Origin of the sequence: Fusobacterium mortiferum ATCC 9817 (assembly GCF_000158195.2) — a bacterium.
GTDB classification, from domain to species: domain Bacteria; phylum Fusobacteriota; class Fusobacteriia; order Fusobacteriales; family Fusobacteriaceae; genus Fusobacterium_A; species Fusobacterium_A mortiferum.
The window spans coordinates 108545-128600 of the sequence record NZ_GL987987.1 but is presented as its reverse complement, the minus strand read 5'-3'; the positions used below and the strand labels follow the sequence as shown (position 1 = coordinate 128600).

24 protein-coding genes are annotated in these 20056 nt (G+C 29.6%); 6 read left to right on the top strand and 18 right to left on the bottom strand.

Translation table 11 applies throughout. The features are described 5' to 3' along the window. Window positions 1–500: 500 nt before the first annotated feature. The 6 genes from FMAG_RS00695 to FMAG_RS00670 form a co-directional block, all read right to left on the bottom strand. Entirely contained in the window at window positions 501–1064 is a 564-nt protein-coding gene (locus FMAG_RS00695; protein ID WP_005883086.1) for a glycerol-3-phosphate responsive antiterminator, read from the bottom strand. An 82-nt stretch (window positions 1065–1146) separates the two neighbouring features. Further along, on the bottom strand, window positions 1147–1857 hold the full coding sequence (locus FMAG_RS00690; RefSeq protein ID WP_005883084.1) for an MgtC/SapB family protein: 711 nt from the start codon (window positions 1855–1857) through the stop codon (window positions 1147–1149). A 63-nt stretch (window positions 1858–1920) separates the two neighbouring features. Then, window positions 1921–3288: an alanine/glycine:cation symporter family protein gene (locus FMAG_RS00685; RefSeq protein WP_005883082.1), complete on the bottom strand. Its 1368-nt coding sequence runs from the start codon at window positions 3286–3288 to the stop codon at window positions 1921–1923. A gap of 20 nt (window positions 3289–3308) precedes the next feature. Next, a complete protein-coding gene (locus tag FMAG_RS00680; RefSeq protein WP_005883079.1) occupies window positions 3309–4028 on the bottom strand; it encodes a glycerophosphodiester phosphodiesterase in 720 nt (239 codons plus the stop codon). A gap of 235 nt (window positions 4029–4263) precedes the next feature. Next, window positions 4264–5880 carry a chaperonin GroEL gene (gene groL / locus FMAG_RS00675; RefSeq protein WP_005883077.1) on the bottom strand — a complete coding sequence of 539 codons (1617 nt, stop codon included), beginning with the start codon at window positions 5878–5880 and terminating at the stop codon, window positions 4264–4266. Window positions 5881–5899: 19 nt separating this feature from the next. After that, window positions 5900–6169 carry a co-chaperone GroES gene (locus FMAG_RS00670; RefSeq protein ID WP_005883075.1) on the bottom strand — a complete coding sequence of 90 codons (270 nt, stop codon included), beginning with the start codon at window positions 6167–6169 and terminating at the stop codon, window positions 5900–5902. A gap of 165 nt (window positions 6170–6334) precedes the next feature. Between FMAG_RS00670 and FMAG_RS00665 the strand changes: the two genes are divergently transcribed. Continuing rightward, window positions 6335–7696, top strand: coding sequence for an MATE family efflux transporter (locus FMAG_RS00665; RefSeq protein ID WP_005883073.1), 1362 nt, complete (start codon window positions 6335–6337; stop codon window positions 7694–7696). An 83-nt stretch (window positions 7697–7779) separates the two neighbouring features. Here the strand turns inward: FMAG_RS00665 and FMAG_RS00660 are convergent, their stop codons facing one another. From FMAG_RS00660 to FMAG_RS00650, 3 genes are all read right to left on the bottom strand, one after another. Beyond that, window positions 7780–8346 (bottom strand): 6-pyruvoyl trahydropterin synthase family protein, encoded by a 567-nt coding sequence (locus FMAG_RS00660; protein WP_005883072.1) that lies wholly within the window; start codon window positions 8344–8346, stop codon window positions 7780–7782. Window positions 8347–8510: 164 nt separating this feature from the next. Next, window positions 8511–8702 carry a hypothetical protein gene (locus FMAG_RS00655; protein WP_005883071.1) on the bottom strand — a complete coding sequence of 64 codons (192 nt, stop codon included), beginning with the start codon at window positions 8700–8702 and terminating at the stop codon, window positions 8511–8513. A gap of 10 nt (window positions 8703–8712) precedes the next feature. Then, entirely contained in the window at window positions 8713–9342 is a 630-nt protein-coding gene (locus FMAG_RS00650) for a DUF1847 domain-containing protein (protein ID WP_005883070.1), read from the bottom strand. 159 nt (window positions 9343–9501) lie between these two features. On the opposite strand from FMAG_RS00650, the gene FMAG_RS00645 reads away from it, so the two are divergent. Together FMAG_RS00645 and guaB are read left to right on the top strand one after the other, a co-directional pair. Next, window positions 9502–10317: a mechanosensitive ion channel family protein gene (locus FMAG_RS00645; RefSeq protein ID WP_005883069.1), complete on the top strand. Its 816-nt coding sequence runs from the start codon at window positions 9502–9504 to the stop codon at window positions 10315–10317. A 159-nt stretch (window positions 10318–10476) separates the two neighbouring features. Continuing rightward, a complete protein-coding gene (guaB, locus tag FMAG_RS00640) occupies window positions 10477–11931 on the top strand; it encodes an IMP dehydrogenase (protein ID WP_005883068.1) in 1455 nt (484 codons plus the stop codon). A gap of 142 nt (window positions 11932–12073) precedes the next feature. On the opposite strand, the gene rpmA is transcribed toward guaB, so the two are convergent. From rpmA to rplU, 3 genes are read right to left on the bottom strand one after another with little or no spacing between them, the layout of a single operon-like run. Further along, on the bottom strand, window positions 12074–12358 hold the full coding sequence (rpmA, locus tag FMAG_RS00635) for a 50S ribosomal protein L27 (protein WP_005883067.1): 285 nt from the start codon (window positions 12356–12358) through the stop codon (window positions 12074–12076). Next, entirely contained in the window at window positions 12359–12694 is a 336-nt protein-coding gene (locus FMAG_RS00630; protein ID WP_005883066.1) for a ribosomal-processing cysteine protease Prp, read from the bottom strand. 20 nt (window positions 12695–12714) lie between these two features. After that, complete coding sequence (rplU, locus tag FMAG_RS00625; protein WP_005883065.1) at window positions 12715–13026, bottom strand: 50S ribosomal protein L21; 312 nt, start codon at window positions 13024–13026, stop codon at window positions 12715–12717. Between the two features lie 214 nt (window positions 13027–13240). On the opposite strand from rplU, the gene FMAG_RS00620 reads away from it, so the two are divergent. From FMAG_RS00620 to FMAG_RS00610, 3 genes are all read left to right on the top strand, one after another. Continuing rightward, window positions 13241–13945 carry a tRNA threonylcarbamoyladenosine dehydratase gene (locus FMAG_RS00620; RefSeq protein ID WP_005883064.1) on the top strand — a complete coding sequence of 235 codons (705 nt, stop codon included), beginning with the start codon at window positions 13241–13243 and terminating at the stop codon, window positions 13943–13945. A 12-nt stretch (window positions 13946–13957) separates the two neighbouring features. Beyond that, a complete protein-coding gene (locus FMAG_RS00615; RefSeq protein ID WP_005883063.1) occupies window positions 13958–14461 on the top strand; it encodes a flavodoxin in 504 nt (167 codons plus the stop codon). Between the two features lie 79 nt (window positions 14462–14540). Further along, a complete protein-coding gene (locus FMAG_RS00610; RefSeq protein ID WP_005883061.1) occupies window positions 14541–15260 on the top strand; it encodes a toxin-antitoxin system YwqK family antitoxin in 720 nt (239 codons plus the stop codon). 118 nt (window positions 15261–15378) lie between these two features. Here the strand turns inward: FMAG_RS00610 and FMAG_RS00605 are convergent, their stop codons facing one another. From FMAG_RS00605 to FMAG_RS00580, 6 genes are all read right to left on the bottom strand, one after another. Next, the gene (locus tag FMAG_RS00605; RefSeq protein ID WP_005883058.1) at window positions 15379–15579 is read right to left on the bottom strand and encodes a DUF1858 domain-containing protein; all 201 of its coding nucleotides are present in this window, start codon (window positions 15577–15579) and stop codon (window positions 15379–15381) included. A gap of 82 nt (window positions 15580–15661) precedes the next feature. Further along, the gene (locus FMAG_RS00600) at window positions 15662–16630 is read right to left on the bottom strand and encodes a KpsF/GutQ family sugar-phosphate isomerase (protein ID WP_005883056.1); all 969 of its coding nucleotides are present in this window, start codon (window positions 16628–16630) and stop codon (window positions 15662–15664) included. A gap of 9 nt (window positions 16631–16639) precedes the next feature. After that, window positions 16640–17476 carry a 3-deoxy-8-phosphooctulonate synthase gene (kdsA, locus tag FMAG_RS00595; protein ID WP_005883054.1) on the bottom strand — a complete coding sequence of 279 codons (837 nt, stop codon included), beginning with the start codon at window positions 17474–17476 and terminating at the stop codon, window positions 16640–16642. A 9-nt stretch (window positions 17477–17485) separates the two neighbouring features. Beyond that, the gene (locus tag FMAG_RS00590; RefSeq protein WP_005883052.1) at window positions 17486–18931 is read right to left on the bottom strand and encodes a UDP-N-acetylmuramoyl-L-alanyl-D-glutamate--2,6-diaminopimelate ligase; all 1446 of its coding nucleotides are present in this window, start codon (window positions 18929–18931) and stop codon (window positions 17486–17488) included. Window positions 18932–18942: 11 nt separating this feature from the next. After that, window positions 18943–19296 (bottom strand): hypothetical protein, encoded by a 354-nt coding sequence (locus FMAG_RS00585; protein WP_005883050.1) that lies wholly within the window; start codon window positions 19294–19296, stop codon window positions 18943–18945. A gap of 84 nt (window positions 19297–19380) precedes the next feature. Then, window positions 19381–20055, bottom strand: coding sequence for a uracil-DNA glycosylase (locus tag FMAG_RS00580; RefSeq protein ID WP_005883047.1), 675 nt, complete (start codon window positions 20053–20055; stop codon window positions 19381–19383). Between the last annotated feature and the right edge of the window lies 1 nt (window position 20056).

The following is a 20056-nucleotide window of genomic DNA, read 5'->3' as shown; positions in this document are numbered from 1 at the left end:
AAATAAAAAAAGAACTTAAATTTATTATCTCTAAAATAAAAAAATATAAATTACAATATACTAAAACTACATTTTATCAACTAGAAATCTGGAAAACATTTGGAATAAATCCTTTCTATTGTTTTAATTGTAAAATTAAAATGAAAGTAAGAAGAATTTCATATTTTAATATATCAAAAGGCTCCATTTGTTGGAAAGAATATTGTTGGTAGCGCTGATTAAAATCAGCTTTTTTGTGTTACAAAAATATTTATTTTTTCTTATTTTATTAAACTTCTAATAGAAATATTAACTAATTCCTTATTTTTCTCTTAAAAAGTCAAATTATAATTTCCTTATATATAAAAAAGCTTGAAAAAAACACTGAACTCCTCAGTATTTTTTCAAGCTTCTCCATAACACTAAGCCAATTATTCACATGATTTATTCTACTATTTTTTCAGCAACTCGTCAACTATTTTTTATTTTTTTGTTTATTTTTAATTTCTTTAGTCATTTTATCATACATACCATAATTCTTTTTTTGTGGTAGAAATTCCCATAGCACCACTTCCTAAAGCATTGATTATATCTTCCTTATCTTCTATCAATCCACCTGTTATTATTGGAACTTTAACTGCTTTATTTATCTTTTTTATAATTTTAGGCATTAAACCTGGTAATATCTCTATTGCAGTTGGTTTATTTTCTTTTATATTTATTATTGTATTATTCAACGAGAATGAGTCTAAAACAAAAAATCTTTGTATTACTTTTATTCCATTCTTATTAGCAAAAGATACAATATTATGCTTCGTTGTTATAATTCCATCAGGCTTAATCTCTTTTATAAGGTATTCTGCTCCATTATTTGAACTTGAAAGTCCATCTACCATATCTACATGAACATATACTATTTTTCCTACCATCTTTAATCTATTAACTATCTCTTTCAGATTTAGAATATTTGCCATTATTACAAAAACTATTTCACTACTACTTTTTATTGCATCTTCTAAATATGTATCATTTTTTAATGCAGGAATAATTGGATTTCTTTCCAAAATTTCTTTTATATTGTACATAACTTTCTCCTAAAATTTACTATTTTTAATAATTAATTATAACATTATAATCAAAATAAAAAAAGTTAATTAGTATAAATATTTATGGAATTTGCACTTGAGAAATATGATTACATGTTGAAAGTTCTGACATCACATCTAAAATATCTATCTGTTTTCCCATAATTAATGTATATTCTATTTTATGTTCTTCTAAGTTTTTTTCAACATTTTTTATTTTTATATTATTTTCTTTAAAAAAATTATAATTTTTCATCAAAACTTCTGAAAAATCTATATCTTTATTAAAATGTACTATCAATTTTCCTATATGTTTATTCTCTATCCAATAACGTTCTAATTTTTTTAAAGTTACAAGAACAATTATTATTGCTATTCCTGAAGGTACAGCTAGATAATAAAATCCCCAACCTATACTTAATCCTAAACAACCTGTAGCCCAAATAGAAGCTGCTGTAGTTAATCCCCCAATAATTCCTTTATCCCTCATTATTGTCCCAGCCCCTAAAAAACCTATACCACTAACTACTTGGGCCCCTATGCGACCTAAATCAGTTTTCAATACTTGTGAAGCAGCTGGAAATGCTAATGCATAATTATGTAAATTTATTCTTAGTTGATCTTGAATCATAGATACTATTGTTGCACCAAGACAGACTAATATATGAGTTCTAAAGCCTGCTGGTCTATTATGGTGTCCTCTTTCATAACCAATTATTCCTCCAATAACTATTGCCATAAAAATTCTTAAAATAATCTCATATATTGTAAGTGTATTTGTAAAACTACTCATAAAAACTCCCTTCAAAAATAAAGTAGCAAAGTTGCTCAACATTTGCTACTTTTTACTTAATTTTTATTTATCCTTTCCTGGATAAAACTTAGAATTTGAGAAATAATCTTTAGTTTGTTTTCTGACTTCTGGGAATAATACTATTAATGCTATTAAGTTTGGAATAATAACTAATCCCATTGCTAAGTCTTGAATTGTCCAAACTAAATCTATCTTTGTAATTGCCCCTACAATACATAAAAATGGAAATACATACTTTACTTTATCAGTAACTTTAGGTCCAAAAGCATATGTAAAACTTTTAGCAGCATTAAACCACTGTCCCATTAAAGTTGTAAAGCAGAAAATTAAAAGAGCAAAAGTAGCTACATGTTTTAGCGGAAACCATACAGTTCCAAAAGCTTCAATAGCCATTACTGTAGCACTATGTCCACTTTGATACATTCCTGTTACTCCAACAACTAGAGCTGTTATAGTACAGATAATAATTGTATCAACAAATACCTCTGTAACTCCTGCAATTCCTTCTTCACAAGGGTGTTCTACAATAGCTGAACCATGTGCAAAGGGAGCTGTTCCTTCCCCTGCTTCATTAGAATACATTCCACGAGTTATTCCAAATTGAAGGGCTCTAGTCATAACATATCCTCCAGTTCCTCCAGCTACTGCTTTTAGAGAGAAAGCTTCTGAAAATATTTGACCAAATATTGCTGGAACATGTTGAATATTTAAAATAATAACTAAAATCCCTACTACAATATAAAATACTGACATCATTGGAACAAGTGATGTAGCTATATTAGCAACTCTTTTTAAACCACCTAAAGTTATTGCCATTAAGAAACAAATTAATGCTATACCTGTAATCCAAGTAGGTATATTATAGTTAGAGTATAGAATACCTGAAATAGTATTAGATTGAACTAGATTAGCTCCCATCATCTTAGTACACATAAGAACCGCAATAACTATCCCTAACCAAGGAGCTTTAAGTCCATCTCTAATGTAATACATAGGTCCACTTAAAAGATTTCCTTGTGAATCCTTTCCTCTATACAATTGTGAAAGTACAATCTCTCCATATTTTAAAGCCATTCCAAAACAAGCAGCAAACCACATCCAGAATACGGCTCCCATTCCTCCAGCAGCAATAGCAGTAGCAATCCCTACAACATTTCCTCCACCTACATTTCCAGCTAATGTTACCATCATAGCTTTAAAAGAGGAAATTGATCCCTCACCTTTATCTTCATTTCTAGCCTTAAAAGAATCAATCAACGTTTTCTTAATAATAAATTTAAAATATCTTACCTGAATAAAACCATTAGTTACTGTATATAAAATTCCTAATCCCAATAATACAAAAACTAACCATTTACCCCATAACCAAGCATTTATAATTACAAGAATTTTTTCTAAATTATCTATCATAGTTCTCTCCTACCTATTTTTTATTTATTTTTTATCTCTTTAGCTAACTCAGGATAATTTGTTATAATTACATCTATTCCTTTTGAGTACAAATATCTCATATCTTTTTCTTCATTTACTGTCCAAGTATTAATCTCAAGATTATACTTCTTTAACTCATCAATAACTTCAGGTATCAAATTATTATGTCTTGGATGATAACATTGAACTCCATGAGAATGAGTATATTTCCCAGCATCTATTATCCAATCTTCTGATAAAAATCCATACTTTAATTGGGAAGCAATTTTTTTCATTCTCATAACAGAGAAATGATTAAAACTAGATATAATAACTCTATCCTCTAGGTTATATTCTTTTATCAATTTCCAAACCTTTTCCTCTATCCCTAAATACTCATTTATTCCTGTTTTTAATTCAATATTTGTTATTACCTTTAAATTTTTTACCAATTCAAAATAATCTTTAAGAGTAGGAATTTTATTAAAGCCTACATTTTCAAACTTAAATGATGCATCAAATTTTTCTAATTCTTCATAAGTATAATCCACAACATACCCTTTTCCATTAGTGGTTCTATCAATAGTTTCATCGTGAATAATTACTACTTCCCCATCTTTTGTAAGTTGAACATCTAACTCTATTCCATCTACTCCGCACTCTATAGCTTTTTTAAAAGCTAACATTGTATTCTCAGGATAATTTCCACTATATCCTCTATGTGCAAAAATTTTACTCATAATTTTCCTCCTTTTAATTAAAAAATTCAATAAAAAAACTGGAAAACACAAGTTACAATTAACTTCTTAGTTAATAGCTTCTCCATGTCTCCCAGCTAATATTCTATATATTACATAATATACAATATTTTAAAATTTTTGTCAAATTATTTTATTTTTTTAGTTTTTTTAGTATTTTTTTATTTAAAATAGTACATAAAAACCTATCATATATTTCAACAATTTTTTATTATTATTACATCATTCCAGGCATCATACCAGAATTCATCTCTGGTTGTTTAGGTTCTTTTTTACTAGCTACTAAAACCTCTGTAGTTAGAATTAAAGCAGAAACAGATGCTGCATTTTGAATAGCTGACCTAGTTACTTTTACAGGATCTAGTATTCCTTCTTCTATCATATTTACATATTTTTCAGAAGCAGCATTAAATCCATATCCTTCTGGCATATCTTTCACTTTTTCAAGTACTACTGCACCATCTACTCCAGCATTTTCAGCTATCTGTCTAAGGGGAGCTGTAAGAGCTTTTTTAACTATCTCTACTCCTATTCCCTCTTCTCCTTCAAGCTTAAAGCTATCCATATCCTTAGCAATCTCTACAAGTATAGTTCCTCCACCAGAAACTATTCCCTCTTCTACTCCTGCTCTTGTAGCATTTAGAGCATCTTCTATTCTAAGTTTTTTATCTTTCATCTCTGTTTCAGTAGCAGCTCCAACTTTTATTACTGCAACTCCACCAGAAAGTTTAGCAAGTCTTTCTTGTAATTTCTCTTTATCATAATCTGAAGTTGTTTCAGCTATTTGATTTTTAATAGCAGTTACTCTTCCTTTTATAATTTCAGCTTCTCCCATTCCATCTACTATGATAGTAGCATCTTTAGTAACTTTTACTTTTTTAGCACTTCCAAGTTGTGGAATTGATGTTTCTTCTAATCTCATACCTTTCTCTTCTGAAATTACTTCTCCACCTGTAAGAATAGCTATATCTTCTAACATAGCTTTTCTTCTATCTCCAAAAGCTGGAGCTTTTACAGCTACAACATTTAAAGTTCCTCTCAATTTATTTATTACTAATGTAGTTAGTGCCTCTCCCTCTAATTCATCAGCTATAATTAACATAGGTCTTGAAGTTTGTACTGTTTGCTCTAGTATAGGTAAAATATCTTTCATATTTGAAATTTTCTTATCAGTTATTAGAATAAATGGGTTATCTAGTTCAGCTACCATTCTTTCAGAATCTGTTACCATATATGGAGATACATATCCTTTGTCAAATTGCATTCCCTCTACTACTTCTAAAGTAGTTTCTAAAGATTTTGCTTCTTCAACAGTAATTACCCCTGTTTCTCCAACTTTTTCCATAGCTTGAGCTATAAGTTTTCCTATCTCTTCATCTCCTGCAGAAATTGAAGCAACTTGAGCTATCTCTTCATTTGACTCTATTTTTTTAGCTCTAGCTTTAAGATGATTAATTACCTCTTTAGTTGCTTTTTCTATACCTTTTTTGATAAACATAGGATTAGCTCCAGCACTTACCATTTTTAATCCTTCTTTTACAATAGCTTGAGCAAGTATTGTAGCAGTAGTAGTTCCATCTCCTGCTACGTCATTAGCCTTTGTAGCTACCTCTTTTATAAGTTGAGCTCCCATATTTTCAAATGGATCTTCTAACTCTATCTCTTTTGCAATAGATACACCATCATTTGTGATAAGTGGTGAACCATAACTTTTTTCTAATACAACATTTCTTCCTCTAGGTCCTAATGTTACCTTTACTGCATCTGCTAAAGTATTTACTCCTATTTCAAGTTTTTTTCTAGCTTCCTCATCAAATTTTAAAATTTTTGCCATTTTTGATTACCTCCAATAATTACTCAACAATTGCTAAAATATCCTCTATATTTAATACTAAATATTTTTCATCTCCATCTTTTATCTCAGTACCAGAAAATTTAGAATACACTACTTTCTCTCCAACTTTTATATCTTCTAATTTTTCTCCCTTTCCAATAGCTATTACTTCAGCCATATTAGGTCTTTCTTTATCTCCTGCTCCTGGAAGAATAATTCCACTTGCTGTCTTCTCTTCTACTTTAACTGGTTTCACTAAAACTCTCTCTCCAATAGGTCTTATTTTCATCTATATCCCTCCATTTTATTAGCACTCTTATACAACGAGTGCTATTCTTTTACATTAATATCTTAAATCATTTAATCTTAACTGTCAATAGTTTTTTGAGAATTTTTCATTGTCTTTTTTTAACTTCATTGGTAAAATATAGGTAATGCTGGGGAGGTTGTTATTATGAGTAATTTACTCAATGAAAAAATTGATTTAAAAGAGTTTTACAAAAAATTCTTAGTTATTGGTATTCCATTGATGATACAACAACTTGTATCTTCATCTTTAAATTTTATTGATAATCTTATGATAGGAAGACTTGGTACTGACTATATAGCTTCTGTTGGTTTTGCCAATAGTGTCTATCGGATTTTAGATTTGATTATCTTTGGAATATGTAGTGGTATGGGAGTATTTATAGCTCAATACTATGGAAAAAGAAATTTTGAATTAATTAGAAAAATATTAGGACTTATGGTAAGAGCAGCTTTTGCAGTATCTATGTTATTTGCTCTTGTAGCTTTTTTTAAGGCTGATTTTATTATAGGAATTTTTTCAAAAGATTCAGAAGTTTTAAGAATTGGTACCTCGTATCTTAAAGTTGTAGTTCCTTGTTATATATTCTACTCTATATCTTCTAGTATGGGATTTTCTTTACGTGCTATGGGGCTTACTAAATTTCCTATGATTTCAGCTTCTATTGGAGTAGCAACCAATACTTTCTTTAACTACTGTCTAATCTATGGTAATCTAGGACTTCCTAAACTTGAGGAAAAAGGAGCTGCTCTTGCAACAATTTTAGCAAGATTTGTAGAGATGTGTATTATACTAACTATTATCTATAAAAAAGACTTCAACCTTAAAGGAAAATTAGAATCATATCTACATATTCCTAAAAATCTTATAAAAGAGATTATAAAAGTATCTTCTCCTGTTATATTTACTGAGATGCTTTGGATACTAGGAATTATCTCTCTATCAGTTGCCTATGCAAAACTTGGTACTGTACAATCTGCTTGTGTACAGATAGCTGATGTGGTTTCTGCTATTTCTGCTATATTATTTATGGGAATTTCTAATGCTGCTTCTGTTATTATTGGACATACTATTGGTAGCGGAGATAAAAATAAAGTCATTGCCTACTCTAAACAAATTATTTTAGTTGCCTTTGGTATGGCTACTTTTAGCTTTATCTTAGTACAACTTCTTACAGGAAATATTATAGCTTTGTATAAATTATCACCAGATATAGCTCTTCTTGCTGAAAAAACTTTAAGAGTATATGGAATTTTTGTTTTCTTTAAAATGGTAAACTGGGCTATACTAATTGGATTATTTAGAGCAGGTGGAGATACAAAAGTAGCTTTTTACTTAGATATCTTACCACTTTGGTTATATGGTGTTCCATTAGCTTTTATAGGAGCATATTTCAAAGTTCCTATTTTTATTCTTATAGGACTTGCAGAATCTTGTGAAGTTATCAAGTTAATATTTGCTCTTTGGAGATATAAAACTCTACATTGGATAAAAGATGTAACAGTATAATTTTTATATTAAAAACTCCCCCTCTTAGAATTTAAGAGAGGGAATTTTTTTATATTTAGTATGTAGTAAAAAGTTTTTAAATACTATCTTTTCTTATATCCACACTTTGGACAAACTCCATTTTCATCTAATGAAATTCCACAAAGAGGACAACGGTCTATATTATTCTTAGTAGTAAACTCTGCAGAAGCTGCATTTACACCACTAGTAAAAGTTATTTTAGCAATATTTAATTTATCTTTTAATAAGTCATAAACAATTTTAATCATTCCTTCAACTGTTAAAGTTTCTTTAGTAACAACTAAACGAGCGTCAGGATATGCAGTTGCTAAGTCAGTCTTAAAAGCAGGACCTTTCATAACGTTTTGAGGAGTCCCATCTTTTATCCCAGTTTCCTCATAAACTTTTAAAATAGCAGGTAAAAGAGGATCATCTTCTCTCAAAATAAGAGAGTGGTCAAAATTCTTCAATACTTCCCAAGCTGTTTTTTGAATTTCATTACAAGGGAATACCATATTTACACCTTCATTTATAGAATCTTCTACTTCTATTGTTAAAACTCCAGTATGTCCATGTAAATATTGAGCTTCTCCTCTAAACTTATAAAATCTGTGTGCATATTGTAAATCAAAACTTGTAATACTTCTCATAATTTTACCTCCTTAAATTAACTATCTTTATTCTTATGAGAATATATTATCATATTTGTATTTATTTGTCAATTAAAATTATTTTCATTTTGTAATAATTACAATCGTATGGTATTAAACCTTGATTTTACTTTGTTTATTGAAAATTTATCTTTTATATTTTATTACTTTTGAAAAAATTTATTTAAAAACTCCTTCTTTTCTCTCACAAAAAGTTTTCCTTCTACCTCCTTGCAAATATAAACTACCACTATTAATCCATCTCTTTCATTAGTGCAATCAATAGCTTCTTTTATCACTTCATACTCTCTTCCGTTCTTTTTATTAATCCAAGTTGAATTAGCTTTTATTTCCATTTTTTCTCCTTTATTTATCAAATAATTTTTTATTATAATATGAATTTGCTGTATAAATTGCAGCTATTGGATTATGCCCTAATACTCTATCTTTTACCGCAAAAACAGTAACAGGTGCTTCAGAATATTTTATAAATAAACTATCATGCCCTACACAAAGTCCTAATAATATATTTAATTGTGTTCCTCTTGAATTTAAAAATTTAGCCTGTCCTATTGGATTACACATAGGTTCAAATTCACAAGCAGGACGAACTTGCTGCTCTTTATTTATATTTATAAATTTTTTAGAAATACTTCCATTTTTACATACAATAGAATCTACTTCAAAACCATGATATCTTAATATATTGGCAAAAATTTCAGCCTCATTTGCTAAGCCTATACAAAAAGCTAATCCTAATTTTGTAAAATTACACTTATTAGCAAAAAGTATAATCTCCTGTATCCTTGTTAATTGACAATATCCTTCTGCTTCTACTAATGCTGAATTATGAGATAATCTCATATTTTCTTCTTCTAAATAATATTTTTTTATTTCCTCTATTTTTTCTAATTCTCTACACGGGCAATTTATAGGTGCATCTTCTAAATTTCCGTTTCTACATGAATGTTTTTTACATGAATCACAAGTATACATTACAATCCCCTCCTCAAATATTTTATATTTATATTATATAACATTTTTGAAAAATTTTCTAAAAAAATATTGATATATAATGTAGAAAATAGTATAATATAAAAATATAACAATACTAGTTTATATTAAAAAATAAAAAAATTTAAAAGGAGAAATGAAATGCACCCAGTAATAATAAAATTTTTAGACAAAGTTTTAGACTTACTTCCTACAATTATTATTAGAGGAGTAATTGTTATTATATTATTCTCTATTTGGCCTAAATTTGTAGCTGTATTAATCAAAGCGTATAAAAAGGCTTTAAGGAAGAAAAATGTTGATCCTCTTTTAGAAAGTTTTACAAGTTCAATGATTAAAACTCTAATGTATGTAATCCTATTTTTCTTAATAGTAGGAATAGCTGGAGTAAAAGCTACTTCACTTGTAACTGTTCTAGGTACTGCAGGTTTAGCTGTAGGTTTGGCATTACAAGGAAGCTTAGCAAACTTAGCTGGAGGTATGTTAATACTTTTCTTTAAACCTTTTACTAAGGATGAATATATCGTAGCAAGTAGTGGAGTTGAAGGAACAGTTGATAAGATACAAATACTTTATACTATCTTAACTACCCCTGATAATAAAGTAGTTATCGTTCCTAATAGTCAATTAGCTAACAATGCCATTACCAATGTTTCAAGAAATCCAGAAAGAAGACTTGATATGGTATTTTCTGTTTCTTATGATACACCAACTGAAAAAGTAAAAGAGATTTTAAATAGAATTGCTAATGCTCATCCAGCAGTTTTAAAAGAAAAACCTATTAATATTAGAATGAGCGTTCAAAATGCTAGTTCACTTGATTTTATATTTAGAGTATGGGTAAAAAAAGAAGATTATTGGACAGCAAAATTTGATTTTACTGAAATTGTAAAAACTGAATTTGATGCTAATAATATTGAAATTCCATATCAAAAAATTGATATTTATAGAAAATAATTTTTCAAATAAACTTTGTGTTAAAAATCACATTTTTTAAAAATTTTACTGTACATTTTCCAGAGTTTCGTGTTATAATATCTGAAATCCAAAAAATATTTATAAAATAAGTTCGTAAATTAAATTAATCTATATTATGTATTTTAAAAGGAGTTGCAAATGAACGGAAAAATAGTAAAAGAAGCTATAACATTTGATGACGTATTATTAATCCCTGCAAAATCAGAAGTATTACCTCACCAAGTAAATCTTAAAACAAGACTTACAAAGGATATTACACTAAATATACCTATACTTAGTGCTGCTATGGATACAGTTACAGAATCAGATTTAGCTATCGCTCTAGCTAGACAAGGTGGAATTGGATTTATTCATAAAAATATGAGTATTGAAGATCAAGCTGCTGAAGTAGATAGAGTAAAAAGAATAGAAAGTGGAATGATAAGAAACCCTGTTACTCTTACTGCTGATTGTACAGTAGGACAAGCTGAAGATTTAATGAGAAGATATAAAATCTCTGGACTTCCTGTAATTGAAGGAGAAGGAAAACTTATAGGTATAGTTACAAATAGAGATATAAAATACCATAAAGATATGGGACAACTAGTTGGAGATATGATGACAAAAGATAATCTTATCACAGCTCCAGTTGGAACAACTTTAGACCAAGCTAAGGAAATATTATTATCAAATAGAATAGAAAAGTTACCTATAACAGATGAAAATGGATATTTAAAAGGATTAATTACAATCAAAGATATAGATAACTTAGCTGAATATCCTAATGCATGCAAAGATTCTCATGGAACATTGAGAGTTGGGGCAGCTGTTGGAATAGGACCTGATACTTTAGAAAGAGTTGCAGCTCTTGTAAAAGCTGGAGTAGATATTATAACTGTTGACTCTGCTCATGGACACTCTATGGGAGTAATCAATAAAATCAAGGAAATTAAAGCTGCTTTCCCTAATCTTAACTTAATCGGTGGAAATATTGTTACTGCAGAAGCTGCTTTAGACTTAATTGAAGCTGGAGTAGATGCTGTAAAAGTAGGAATAGGACCTGGTTCTATCTGTACTACAAGAGTTGTTGCAGGAGTTGGAGTACCTCAACTTACTGCTGTAAATGATGTTTATCAAGTATGTAAAGATAGAGGAATAGGAGTAATTGCTGATGGTGGAATAAAGCTATCAGGAGATATAGTAAAAGCTTTAGCAGCTGGGGCTGATTGTGTAATGCTAGGAGGACTTCTAGCTGGAACAAAAGAAGCTCCTGGAGAAGAAATAATTTTAGAAGGAAAGAGATTCAAGCTTTATGTTGGAATGGGTTCAATAGCAGCTATGAAGAGAGGTTCTAAAGACAGATACTTCCAAAATGATGCTAAAAAACTAGTTCCAGAAGGAATAGAAGGACGTATCTCTTATAAAGGAAATTTAAAAGATGTTGTATTCCAATTATGTGGTGGAATTAGAGCAGGTATGGGATACTGTGGAACTCCTACAATAGAGGATTTACAAATTAATGGTAAATTCATAAAAATAACTGGTGCCGGATTAAGAGAAAGTCATCCTCATGATATTACAATTACTAAAGAAGCACCTAACTATTCTAAATAAAATATAATTATATAATGGTTATTACATTAGTAATAACCATTTTTTATTCTTTATAATTTTAACTGTTTTTAAACTCTATTTTATATATTAGCACAAAAAAAGCCCCAAAATTTGGGGCTTCTATACTTTCTGATTAACTCAACTATTTTGAAGCGTATACAGATACTTGCTTCTTGTCTTTTCCTAATCTTTCGAATTTTACATATCCATCAATTAGAGCAAATAGAGTATGGTCTTTACCCATTCCCATGTTGTTTCCTGGGTGGAAAGCTGTTCCTCTTTGTCTTACTATGATGTTTCCAGCTTTTACAACTTCTCCATCATATTTTTTTACTCCAAGATATTTAGGATTTGAATCTCTTCCGTTTTTAACAGAACCTTGTCCTTTTTTGTGTGCAAATAATTGTATATTTAAAGTAAATTGCATCTATTTTTCCTCCTTCTCAACAAGCTTTATATTTTTAGGATAATCTTTTGATAAACTTTTTATCATTAATACCATGCTCTCTAATAAAGTATCTAGTTCTTTCTCTTTTCCTTTATTATCCATACCTCTCATATCTACACTTAAGTATCCATCAGAGTCTATTTCAAACTTAGGATAGATATCAAGCACATCTTGCATACCACCTAAAGGTAATTGTAATGCCATAGAAAGTGCAGCACAAACTATATCTTCACCATACTCAGCATAGCCTGAATGTCCAGTAGCTTTGTATCCTACAACTCTACCTTTTTTTCTATAAATTTCTATTCTTGTCATTGACAATCTAATTTAGACAATTAAGCGTTTATTGAAGTAACTTTAATTTCAGTAAATAGTTGTCTGTGACCTTTTTTTCTGTGGTATCCTGTTTTTGGCTTGTATTTGAAGTTAACTACTTTAGCTCCTTTACCTTGAGCAACAACTTCTGCAACTACTTTAGCTCCTTCTACTACAGGAGTTCCAACTTTTACAGTTTCTCCATTAGCTACTAAAAGAACTTCAGTTAATTCTACAGTTGCGTTAACTTCAGCATTTAATTTCTCTACTCTTAATACGTCACCTTCTGTAACTTTGTATTGTTTACCACCAGTTTTAATAACTGCGTACATTCTAACACCTCCAAAAGTATTAACAAATCGCTGAATAGGGTTGCTGATGACCTTATTTCATGCGTAATCTAGATGAGATTATACCATATAAATTAAAGTTTGTCAATGGGTCAGCTATATTTTATATTAATTTTTTTGATAAAACTATTGATTTTTTTGAAAAAAAAATGTATTATTTACCTATCTAGTAAATAATATGAGGTTGATGAATTTTATGATATTTCAAAGAACTGAACTTTTAATTGGAAGTGAAAATTTAAATAAACTTAAAAATTCTCATGTAATAGTTTTTGGTGTAGGTGGAGTAGGAGGATTTGCTACTGAAGCCCTTGTAAGAGCTGGAATAGGCGAGATTTCAATAGTTGATTTTGATACTGTTGATATAACTAATCTAAATAGACAAATAATTGCACTACAAAGTACAATTGGAAAGCTAAAAACTTCTGTAATGAAGGAAAGACTTCTAAATATCAATCCTAATTTAATTGTACATGAATATCCATGTAAATTTTCCAAAGATAATATTGATATTTTCTTTAAAGATAAAGAGTATTCATATATAGTAGATGCTATTGATTTAGTTACTTGTAAATTAGACTTAATCTCCATTGCAAAAGATAAAAATATTCCAATTATCTCATCTATGGGGACAGGAAATAAACTAAATCCTACTATGCTAGAAGTTAATGATATAAATAAAACTTCTGTATGCCCTTTAGCTCGTGTTATGAGAAAAGAGTTAAAAAATAGAGGAATAAAAAAATTAAAAGTTGTTTATTCTAAAGAGGAACCTAAGAAACCTGAAAACTTAAAAGGAAGTAGAGAAAAAAAAGTAAATGTTGGAAGTATCTCATTTGTTCCATCAACTGCTGGACTTATAATAGCTAGTGAAGTAATTAAAGATATTTGTAATTTATAGGAGGAATATAAAATGAAAAAAATTGGAGTGTTTTATGGTACTACTTCAGGGACTACTGCTGGAGTTGTTGATGAATTAGAATTTTATTTAAGAAAAAATGACTATGAGGTACACAATGTAGCTGATGGTATTTCTAGTCTTTCTGAATATGAAAATCTCATACTTGTAACACCTACTTATGGTGTAGGAGAATTACAAGCTGACTGGGAAAATGTATATGATGAGTTTTGTAAAATTGATTTTACAGGAAAAGTTGTTGGACTTATAGGACTTGGAAATCAATATGCATTTGGAGAATCATTTGTAGGAGGAATTAAAGTTCTTTACGATGTGGTTATTAATAATGGTGGAAAAGTTGTTGGATTTACATCAACTGAAGGATACCACTATGAAGAATCAGAGGCAGTAATTGATGATAAATTTGTAGGACTTGCAATAGATGAAGGAAATCAAGGAGATTATACTCCTGAAAAAATTCAAAATTGGGTATCTGAAATTAAACCTGAATTTAATTAAGAAAATTAAAATTCTCTATTAAAATTTTATAAAAAAAATAGTATAATTTATTTGTTATATTTTTTTAAAGGAGAAAAAAGTGAAGAAGGTTATTTCGTTTATAATGTCTATTACAATTTGTACTACTCTATTAGGTGCAGAGTTTAAAGAGGTTACTCCTCTTGAAAAAAACATTGTTGCTCAAAATGAAACTATAAAAGAAGAAGTAAAAGAAAATACAAAACCTACTGAGAAAATAGAGGTTTTAGAGGAAAAAGTAGCTGAAACAGAAGTTTCCAAAGAAAGAATAGAAGATTTAGGAATTAAAAGAAAAAGTTCAGATGGAAAAGTTTATGCTGGAAAAGAAACCACTCCATATACTGGTAAATTTGCCCTATTTTTAGGAGATATCATTGAATATACTGAAACATATGTAAATGGTGTATTAAATGGACCTAAAACTTGGTACTCTTATGATGGTAAGGTAGTCTTAGAAGAGAACTATAAAAATGATAAGATTGAAGGAGAGCAAAAGGCTTATTATGAAAATGGAAATATTAAATCTATTGTAGACTATAAAAATGGTAAAATTATTAAAATAGAAGCCTTAGCTCAAGATGGAACTATCCTACATCAAAGCGATTTAAGTAAAGGTACTGGAATTTGGAAATATTTCTGGGAAAATGGAAATATTCTTGAAGAAGGTAGCTATAAAAATTGGAAAAAAGATGGCAAGTGGGTCAAATATCGTGAAAATGGCGAAGTTGATGTTACTACTATCTATAAAAATGGTAGACTTATTGAGCAGATTTGGGGATAGTAGTTATTTTAATGTAATTTAAACTAAAAAATTTTTTCTTAAAAATAAAAGTAACTAAGTAGTTATCAATTACAAAATTAAAAGGGAGTCTTATAAAACTCCCTTTTTTCATTAAGAACTATTTATTTTCAGATATTACTTTATTGATTTCAGCTATTACAGCATCAGCATCTAATCCGTGAGCTGCAATCCCTTCTCCTAAAGTTTCTCCAGCTGCTATCATACATCCTACACAACCAAGTCCATACTTTGCAAATACTTCTCTGATTATTGGATAATTTTGAACTGCTACTAAAATATTTGTATCTTTTGTTACCATATCTTATCACTCCTAAAATTTTTTAATTTTTACATTAATATTATAATAAAATTTACTTGCTGTGTCAACTTTTATTATATATTTATTTTCCTACTATATTTAGTAAATCATGTACTCTTACCATACCTACCAATTTATTATCATCTATTACAGGGAGTACAGTTATTTGGCTAGGTCTATTTTCCATAAGTTCTAGAGCATCTATTGCCATACTATTAGAATCCGTTCTTGTAAAGTTTCTTGTCATTATATCCTTAGCTTTAAACGTAAAGAATTCTCCCTCTTTTGTCAAAGCTCTTCTAATATCTCCCTCTGTGATAATACCTACCATTAAATCACCATTCATAACACATACAGCACCAAGACTTTTATCTGTCATAGTAAGTATTACATTTTTTATTGGACTCTCTTTATCACATACAGGTATTTCATCACCTTTTTTCATTATATCTCTTACTCTCATTAGAAGTCTTTTTCCTAGACTTCCACCTGGATGATATAGTGCAAAATTCTCTGGTCTAAAATCCCTTCTCTTTATAAGTATTGCTGCAAGAGCATCTCCCATAACTAAAGTAGCTGTTGCTGATGACATAGGAGCTAAATTAAGCGGACATCCCTCTCTACTTACTCCTATATTTAATACATAGTCAGCTGCTTTTCCTAGTTTTGAATTTCTATTTCCTGTCATAGCTACAAGTTTAGCTCCTATCTTTTGAATAGATGGAAGAAGAGATACTATCTCATCACTATTTCCACTATTAGATATAGCTAATACCACATCATTTGGAGCTATCATTCCAAGATCTCCATGTAATCCTTCAGCAGAGTTCATAAATATAGCCGTTGTTCCTGTTGAAGCTAATGTTGCAGCTATCTTCTTACCAATAAGTCCAGATTTTCCTATTCCTGTAACTACAACTTTTCCCTTCATTCCTAATATCAACTCTACAACTTTTGTTATATCTCCGTCTAAAGAGTTCTTTACTCTTCCTAATTCCTCTATCTCTGCCTCAAATACACTTCTTGCATAATCCACTTCATTAAATTCCATAACTATCCCCTATCTTCCTTTTACTAAATCATCTATTTTTATAGCTACTTTTAATATCTCCTCTAAATCATCTAAGAATAACATATTTGGTCCATCTGACTTAGCTTCATTTGGATTAGGATGTACCTCAGCAAATATAGCATCTACACCTATTGCAAGCCCTGCTCTCATAAGTGGGAATACGTACTCTCTATCCCCAGATGTAGCTGTTCCTAGCCCCCCTGGTCTTTGTACAGCATGAGTCACATCAAATACTACTGGATATCCAAATTTTCTCATTTCCATAAAGCTTCTCATATCTACTACCATATTATTGTATCCAAAAGTACTTCCTCTTTCACAAAGTAGTATATTTTGATTATTACTCTCTTCCATTTTAGTTACAACATTTTTCATATCCCAAGGAGCTAAAAATTGTCCTTTTTTAATATTTACTGGAAGCCCTGTTTCTGCTGCTGCTAAAAGTAAATCTGTCTGTCTACATAAAAAAGCTGGAATTTGTAAAATATCTACTACTTCTGCAGCTTTTTTACATTGCCAAGTTTCATGTACATCAGTTATTACAGGAACATTATACTTTTCTTTAACTTTCTTTAAAATTTCTAATCCTTTTTCAAGTCCTGGTCCTCTAAAAGAGTGTATAGATGACCTATTAGCCTTATCAAAAGAAGCTTTAAAAATATATTGTATTCCTAGTCTATCACAGATATCTTTTATTTTTCCAGCTACTTCCATTACTAGCTCTTCTGACTCTATTACACAAGGCCCAGCTATTAGAGCAAATCTTTTATTTCCTCCAATTTCTATCTTATCTCCTACTTTTACAACTCTTACTTTATCTACCATTTTTCCCCCTTATCCTCTTATCTTTCTTTTTACTATTTCTCTTCTTGCTATTTCTCTATCATCAAAATGGATTTTCTTTCTTCCAAGTATCTGATAAGTTTCATGTCCTTTTCCAGCAATTAAAATTATATCATTTTTTTGAGCTATCTCTATGGCTTTCACTATAGCCTGCTCTCTATCCTCTTCTACAAGATAATGATCTCCGTTCATACCCTTTTTAACATCTTCAATTATTAAATGTGGATTTTCTGTTCTTGGGTTATCAGATGTAAGTATTGCTATATCACTAAGTCTTTGAGCAATTTCCCCCATAATTGGTCTTTTAGTTGCATCTCTATCTCCACCACAACCAAATACAGTAATTACTCTACCTTTTTTCAATTCATTTATACTTTTTAAAATATTCTCTAGAGCATCTCCAGTATGTGCATAATCTACTACAACAATATAGTCTTGTCCACAGTTTACTAACTCAAATCTTCCTGGTGCCCCTTTTATATCTTTTAATTTTTCTAAAATTATATTTTTTCCTATCCCCAATTGAAGTGCTATTCCTATTACTCCTAAAACATTATACAAGTTATATCTTCCTAATATAGCTAATTTCTCTTCAAACATCTCTCCCATAAGATTTAGTCTTACAAATTGACCATCACTATGGAACTCTACTATCTCTCCTGTTAAATCCGCTGACTTAGTTAAAGAATAGGAATATCCACCAAACTCTTTATAGAGCCTATCTCCATAAATATCATCTATATTGATAGAACTTTTTTTGCTATCTTTTAACATTGTAAAAAGTTTTCTTTTAGCTTGGAAATAATTATCCATATTCTCATGATAATCTAAGTGATCTAAAGTTAAATTAGTAAATGATGCAACATCAAATTCTAACATATCTACTCTTCCCAATGAAAGAGCATGAGAACTCACTTCCATAACTAAATATTCCAATCCTTTTTCTACTGCTTTTTTACACATCTTTACTATATCTAAAGATTCAGGAGTAGTATTAGGGGCTTCTATTACTTCATCTCCTATTTTATATTCAACAGTTCCTATCCTAGCTACTTTTTCTTTTCCTAAAATAGACTCTAAAAGATAAGTAGAAGTAGTTTTTCCATTTGTTCCAGTAATACCTATTATCTTTAATTTCTTTTGAGGATAACCATAAAAATTAGAAGCTATCTTTCCTAAATTTTTTCTCAAGTCCTTAACTAAAATATATTCAACAGGAAACTCTGGCTCTACTTTTTTTGATACTAATACTCCCTTCGCTCCATTTTCTATTGCTTGTTTAATATACTTATGTCCATCAGATATAGATCCTTCTAATGCTACAAATATATCTCCATCTTTTATTTTTCTTGAATCGTACTCCATTCCTTTAAATTCTATCTCAGTTTTTCCTTTTTGTAATATCTCATAATCTAGCCCAAGCAATAGTTCTTCCATTTTTCTCTCCTCTAATTTTCAATCTCTATGTGAATATTTTGTACTTTATCTTTATAATCTGCTATTCCTTTATTTAATACTTCTTGTAATTTTGAATACTCTCTATTTAACTTTCTTATTTCATTCCAATCAGGGCTTTCTTTTCTCATCTCTTTTTGAGTTTCCATCCTAATTGAAACCAACTGGCTTTTTATCTCATTAAACCCTTCTAAAAATTCTGCTCTCATTCTTGCAACTTCTTGTTGCTGCTCAAAAGTTAAACATTGAATAAAAACAACATTTTCCTCTTCTCTACTTAATCCTTCATCCCCAAAAATATTTAGTGTAGATATGAACAACAATGTATACATACCTAAATATTTCATAACAGCCTCCACGCTTTCTCGTTTTTTTATTTTATTATATTAAAATAGTGTGGCATCCTTGTGTCTTGCATTTTCGAGGTTATCTCATATATTTTCTATCTGCCAATTTATCTCTTGCTTTCCAATATTTCTTAATATATCATTTATTTTTTTAAAGTGTCCACATCCAAAGAATCCTCTACTTGCTGATAATGGACTAGGGTGTGGTCCTTCTAATACGAAGTGTTGTTTATTTGTTATAAAAGCTTTTTTCTTTCTAGCATTATTTCCCCACAATACAAAAATCACCGGCTCTTTTCTATCATTTAGATGCTTTATAATATTATCTGTAAAAATTTCCCATCCCATACCTGAATGAGAATTAGCTTCACCAGCTCTAACAGTTAGAGCCGTATTTAGAAGCAACACTCCTTGCTCTGCCCATGGTACTAAATAACCATTATTTGGAATATATAATCCCAATTCATCTTTTAATTCTTTATACATATTGAGTAAAGATGGTGGAGTTTTTATTCCAGGATTTACTGAAAAAGCTAAACCATGAGCTTGATTAGGTCCATGATATGGATCTTGCCCCAATATAAGTACCTTTGTATCCCTATAAGTTGTAAGTTTTAATGCTGAAAAAATATTCTCCATTTTTGGATATATAACTCTTGTTTTATATTCTTCAATCAAAAATTTTCTTAATTTTTGATAATATTCTTTATCAAACTCACCTTTTAATACTTCATCCCAATCATTACCTAAATTTACCATT

Excerpts from the sequence above, each read along its gene's own strand:
- FMAG_RS00695 (WP_005883086.1), bottom strand. The coding sequence starts at position 1,064 with ATGTACAATATAAAAGAAATTTTGGAAAGAAATCCAATTATTCCTGCA.
- FMAG_RS00690 (WP_005883084.1), bottom strand. The coding sequence starts at position 1,857 with ATGAGTAGTTTTACAAATACACTTACAATATATGAGATTATTTTAAGA.
- FMAG_RS00685 (WP_005883082.1), bottom strand. The coding sequence starts at position 3,288 with ATGATAGATAATTTAGAAAAAATTCTTGTAATTATAAATGCTTGGTTA.
- FMAG_RS00680 (WP_005883079.1), bottom strand. The coding sequence starts at position 4,028 with ATGAGTAAAATTTTTGCACATAGAGGATATAGTGGAAATTATCCTGAG.
- groL (WP_005883077.1), bottom strand. The coding sequence starts at position 5,880 with ATGGCAAAAATTTTAAAATTTGATGAGGAAGCTAGAAAAAAACTTGAA.
- FMAG_RS00670 (WP_005883075.1), bottom strand. The coding sequence starts at position 6,169 with ATGAAAATAAGACCTATTGGAGAGAGAGTTTTAGTGAAACCAGTTAAA.
- FMAG_RS00665 (WP_005883073.1), top strand. The coding sequence starts at position 6,335 with ATGAGTAATTTACTCAATGAAAAAATTGATTTAAAAGAGTTTTACAAA.
- FMAG_RS00660 (WP_005883072.1), bottom strand. The coding sequence starts at position 8,346 with ATGAGAAGTATTACAAGTTTTGATTTACAATATGCACACAGATTTTAT.
- FMAG_RS00655 (WP_005883071.1), bottom strand. The coding sequence starts at position 8,702 with ATGGAAATAAAAGCTAATTCAACTTGGATTAATAAAAAGAACGGAAGA.
- FMAG_RS00650 (WP_005883070.1), bottom strand. The coding sequence starts at position 9,342 with ATGTATACTTGTGATTCATGTAAAAAACATTCATGTAGAAACGGAAAT.
- FMAG_RS00645 (WP_005883069.1), top strand. The coding sequence starts at position 9,502 with ATGCACCCAGTAATAATAAAATTTTTAGACAAAGTTTTAGACTTACTT.
- guaB (WP_005883068.1), top strand. The coding sequence starts at position 10,477 with ATGAACGGAAAAATAGTAAAAGAAGCTATAACATTTGATGACGTATTA.
- rpmA (WP_005883067.1), bottom strand. The coding sequence starts at position 12,358 with ATGCAATTTACTTTAAATATACAATTATTTGCACACAAAAAAGGACAA.
- FMAG_RS00630 (WP_005883066.1), bottom strand. The coding sequence starts at position 12,694 with ATGACAAGAATAGAAATTTATAGAAAAAAAGGTAGAGTTGTAGGATAC.
- rplU (WP_005883065.1), bottom strand. The coding sequence starts at position 13,026 with ATGTACGCAGTTATTAAAACTGGTGGTAAACAATACAAAGTTACAGAA.
- FMAG_RS00620 (WP_005883064.1), top strand. The coding sequence starts at position 13,241 with ATGATATTTCAAAGAACTGAACTTTTAATTGGAAGTGAAAATTTAAAT.
- FMAG_RS00615 (WP_005883063.1), top strand. The coding sequence starts at position 13,958 with ATGAAAAAAATTGGAGTGTTTTATGGTACTACTTCAGGGACTACTGCT.
- FMAG_RS00605 (WP_005883058.1), bottom strand. The coding sequence starts at position 15,579 with ATGGTAACAAAAGATACAAATATTTTAGTAGCAGTTCAAAATTATCCA.
- FMAG_RS00600 (WP_005883056.1), bottom strand. The coding sequence starts at position 16,630 with ATGGAATTTAATGAAGTGGATTATGCAAGAAGTGTATTTGAGGCAGAG.
- kdsA (WP_005883054.1), bottom strand. The coding sequence starts at position 17,476 with ATGGTAGATAAAGTAAGAGTTGTAAAAGTAGGAGATAAGATAGAAATT.
- FMAG_RS00590 (WP_005883052.1), bottom strand. The coding sequence starts at position 18,931 with ATGGAAGAACTATTGCTTGGGCTAGATTATGAGATATTACAAAAAGGA.
- FMAG_RS00585 (WP_005883050.1), bottom strand. The coding sequence starts at position 19,296 with ATGAAATATTTAGGTATGTATACATTGTTGTTCATATCTACACTAAAT.
- FMAG_RS00580 (WP_005883047.1), bottom strand. The coding sequence starts at position 20,055 with ATGGTAAATTTAGGTAATGATTGGGATGAAGTATTAAAAGGTGAGTTT.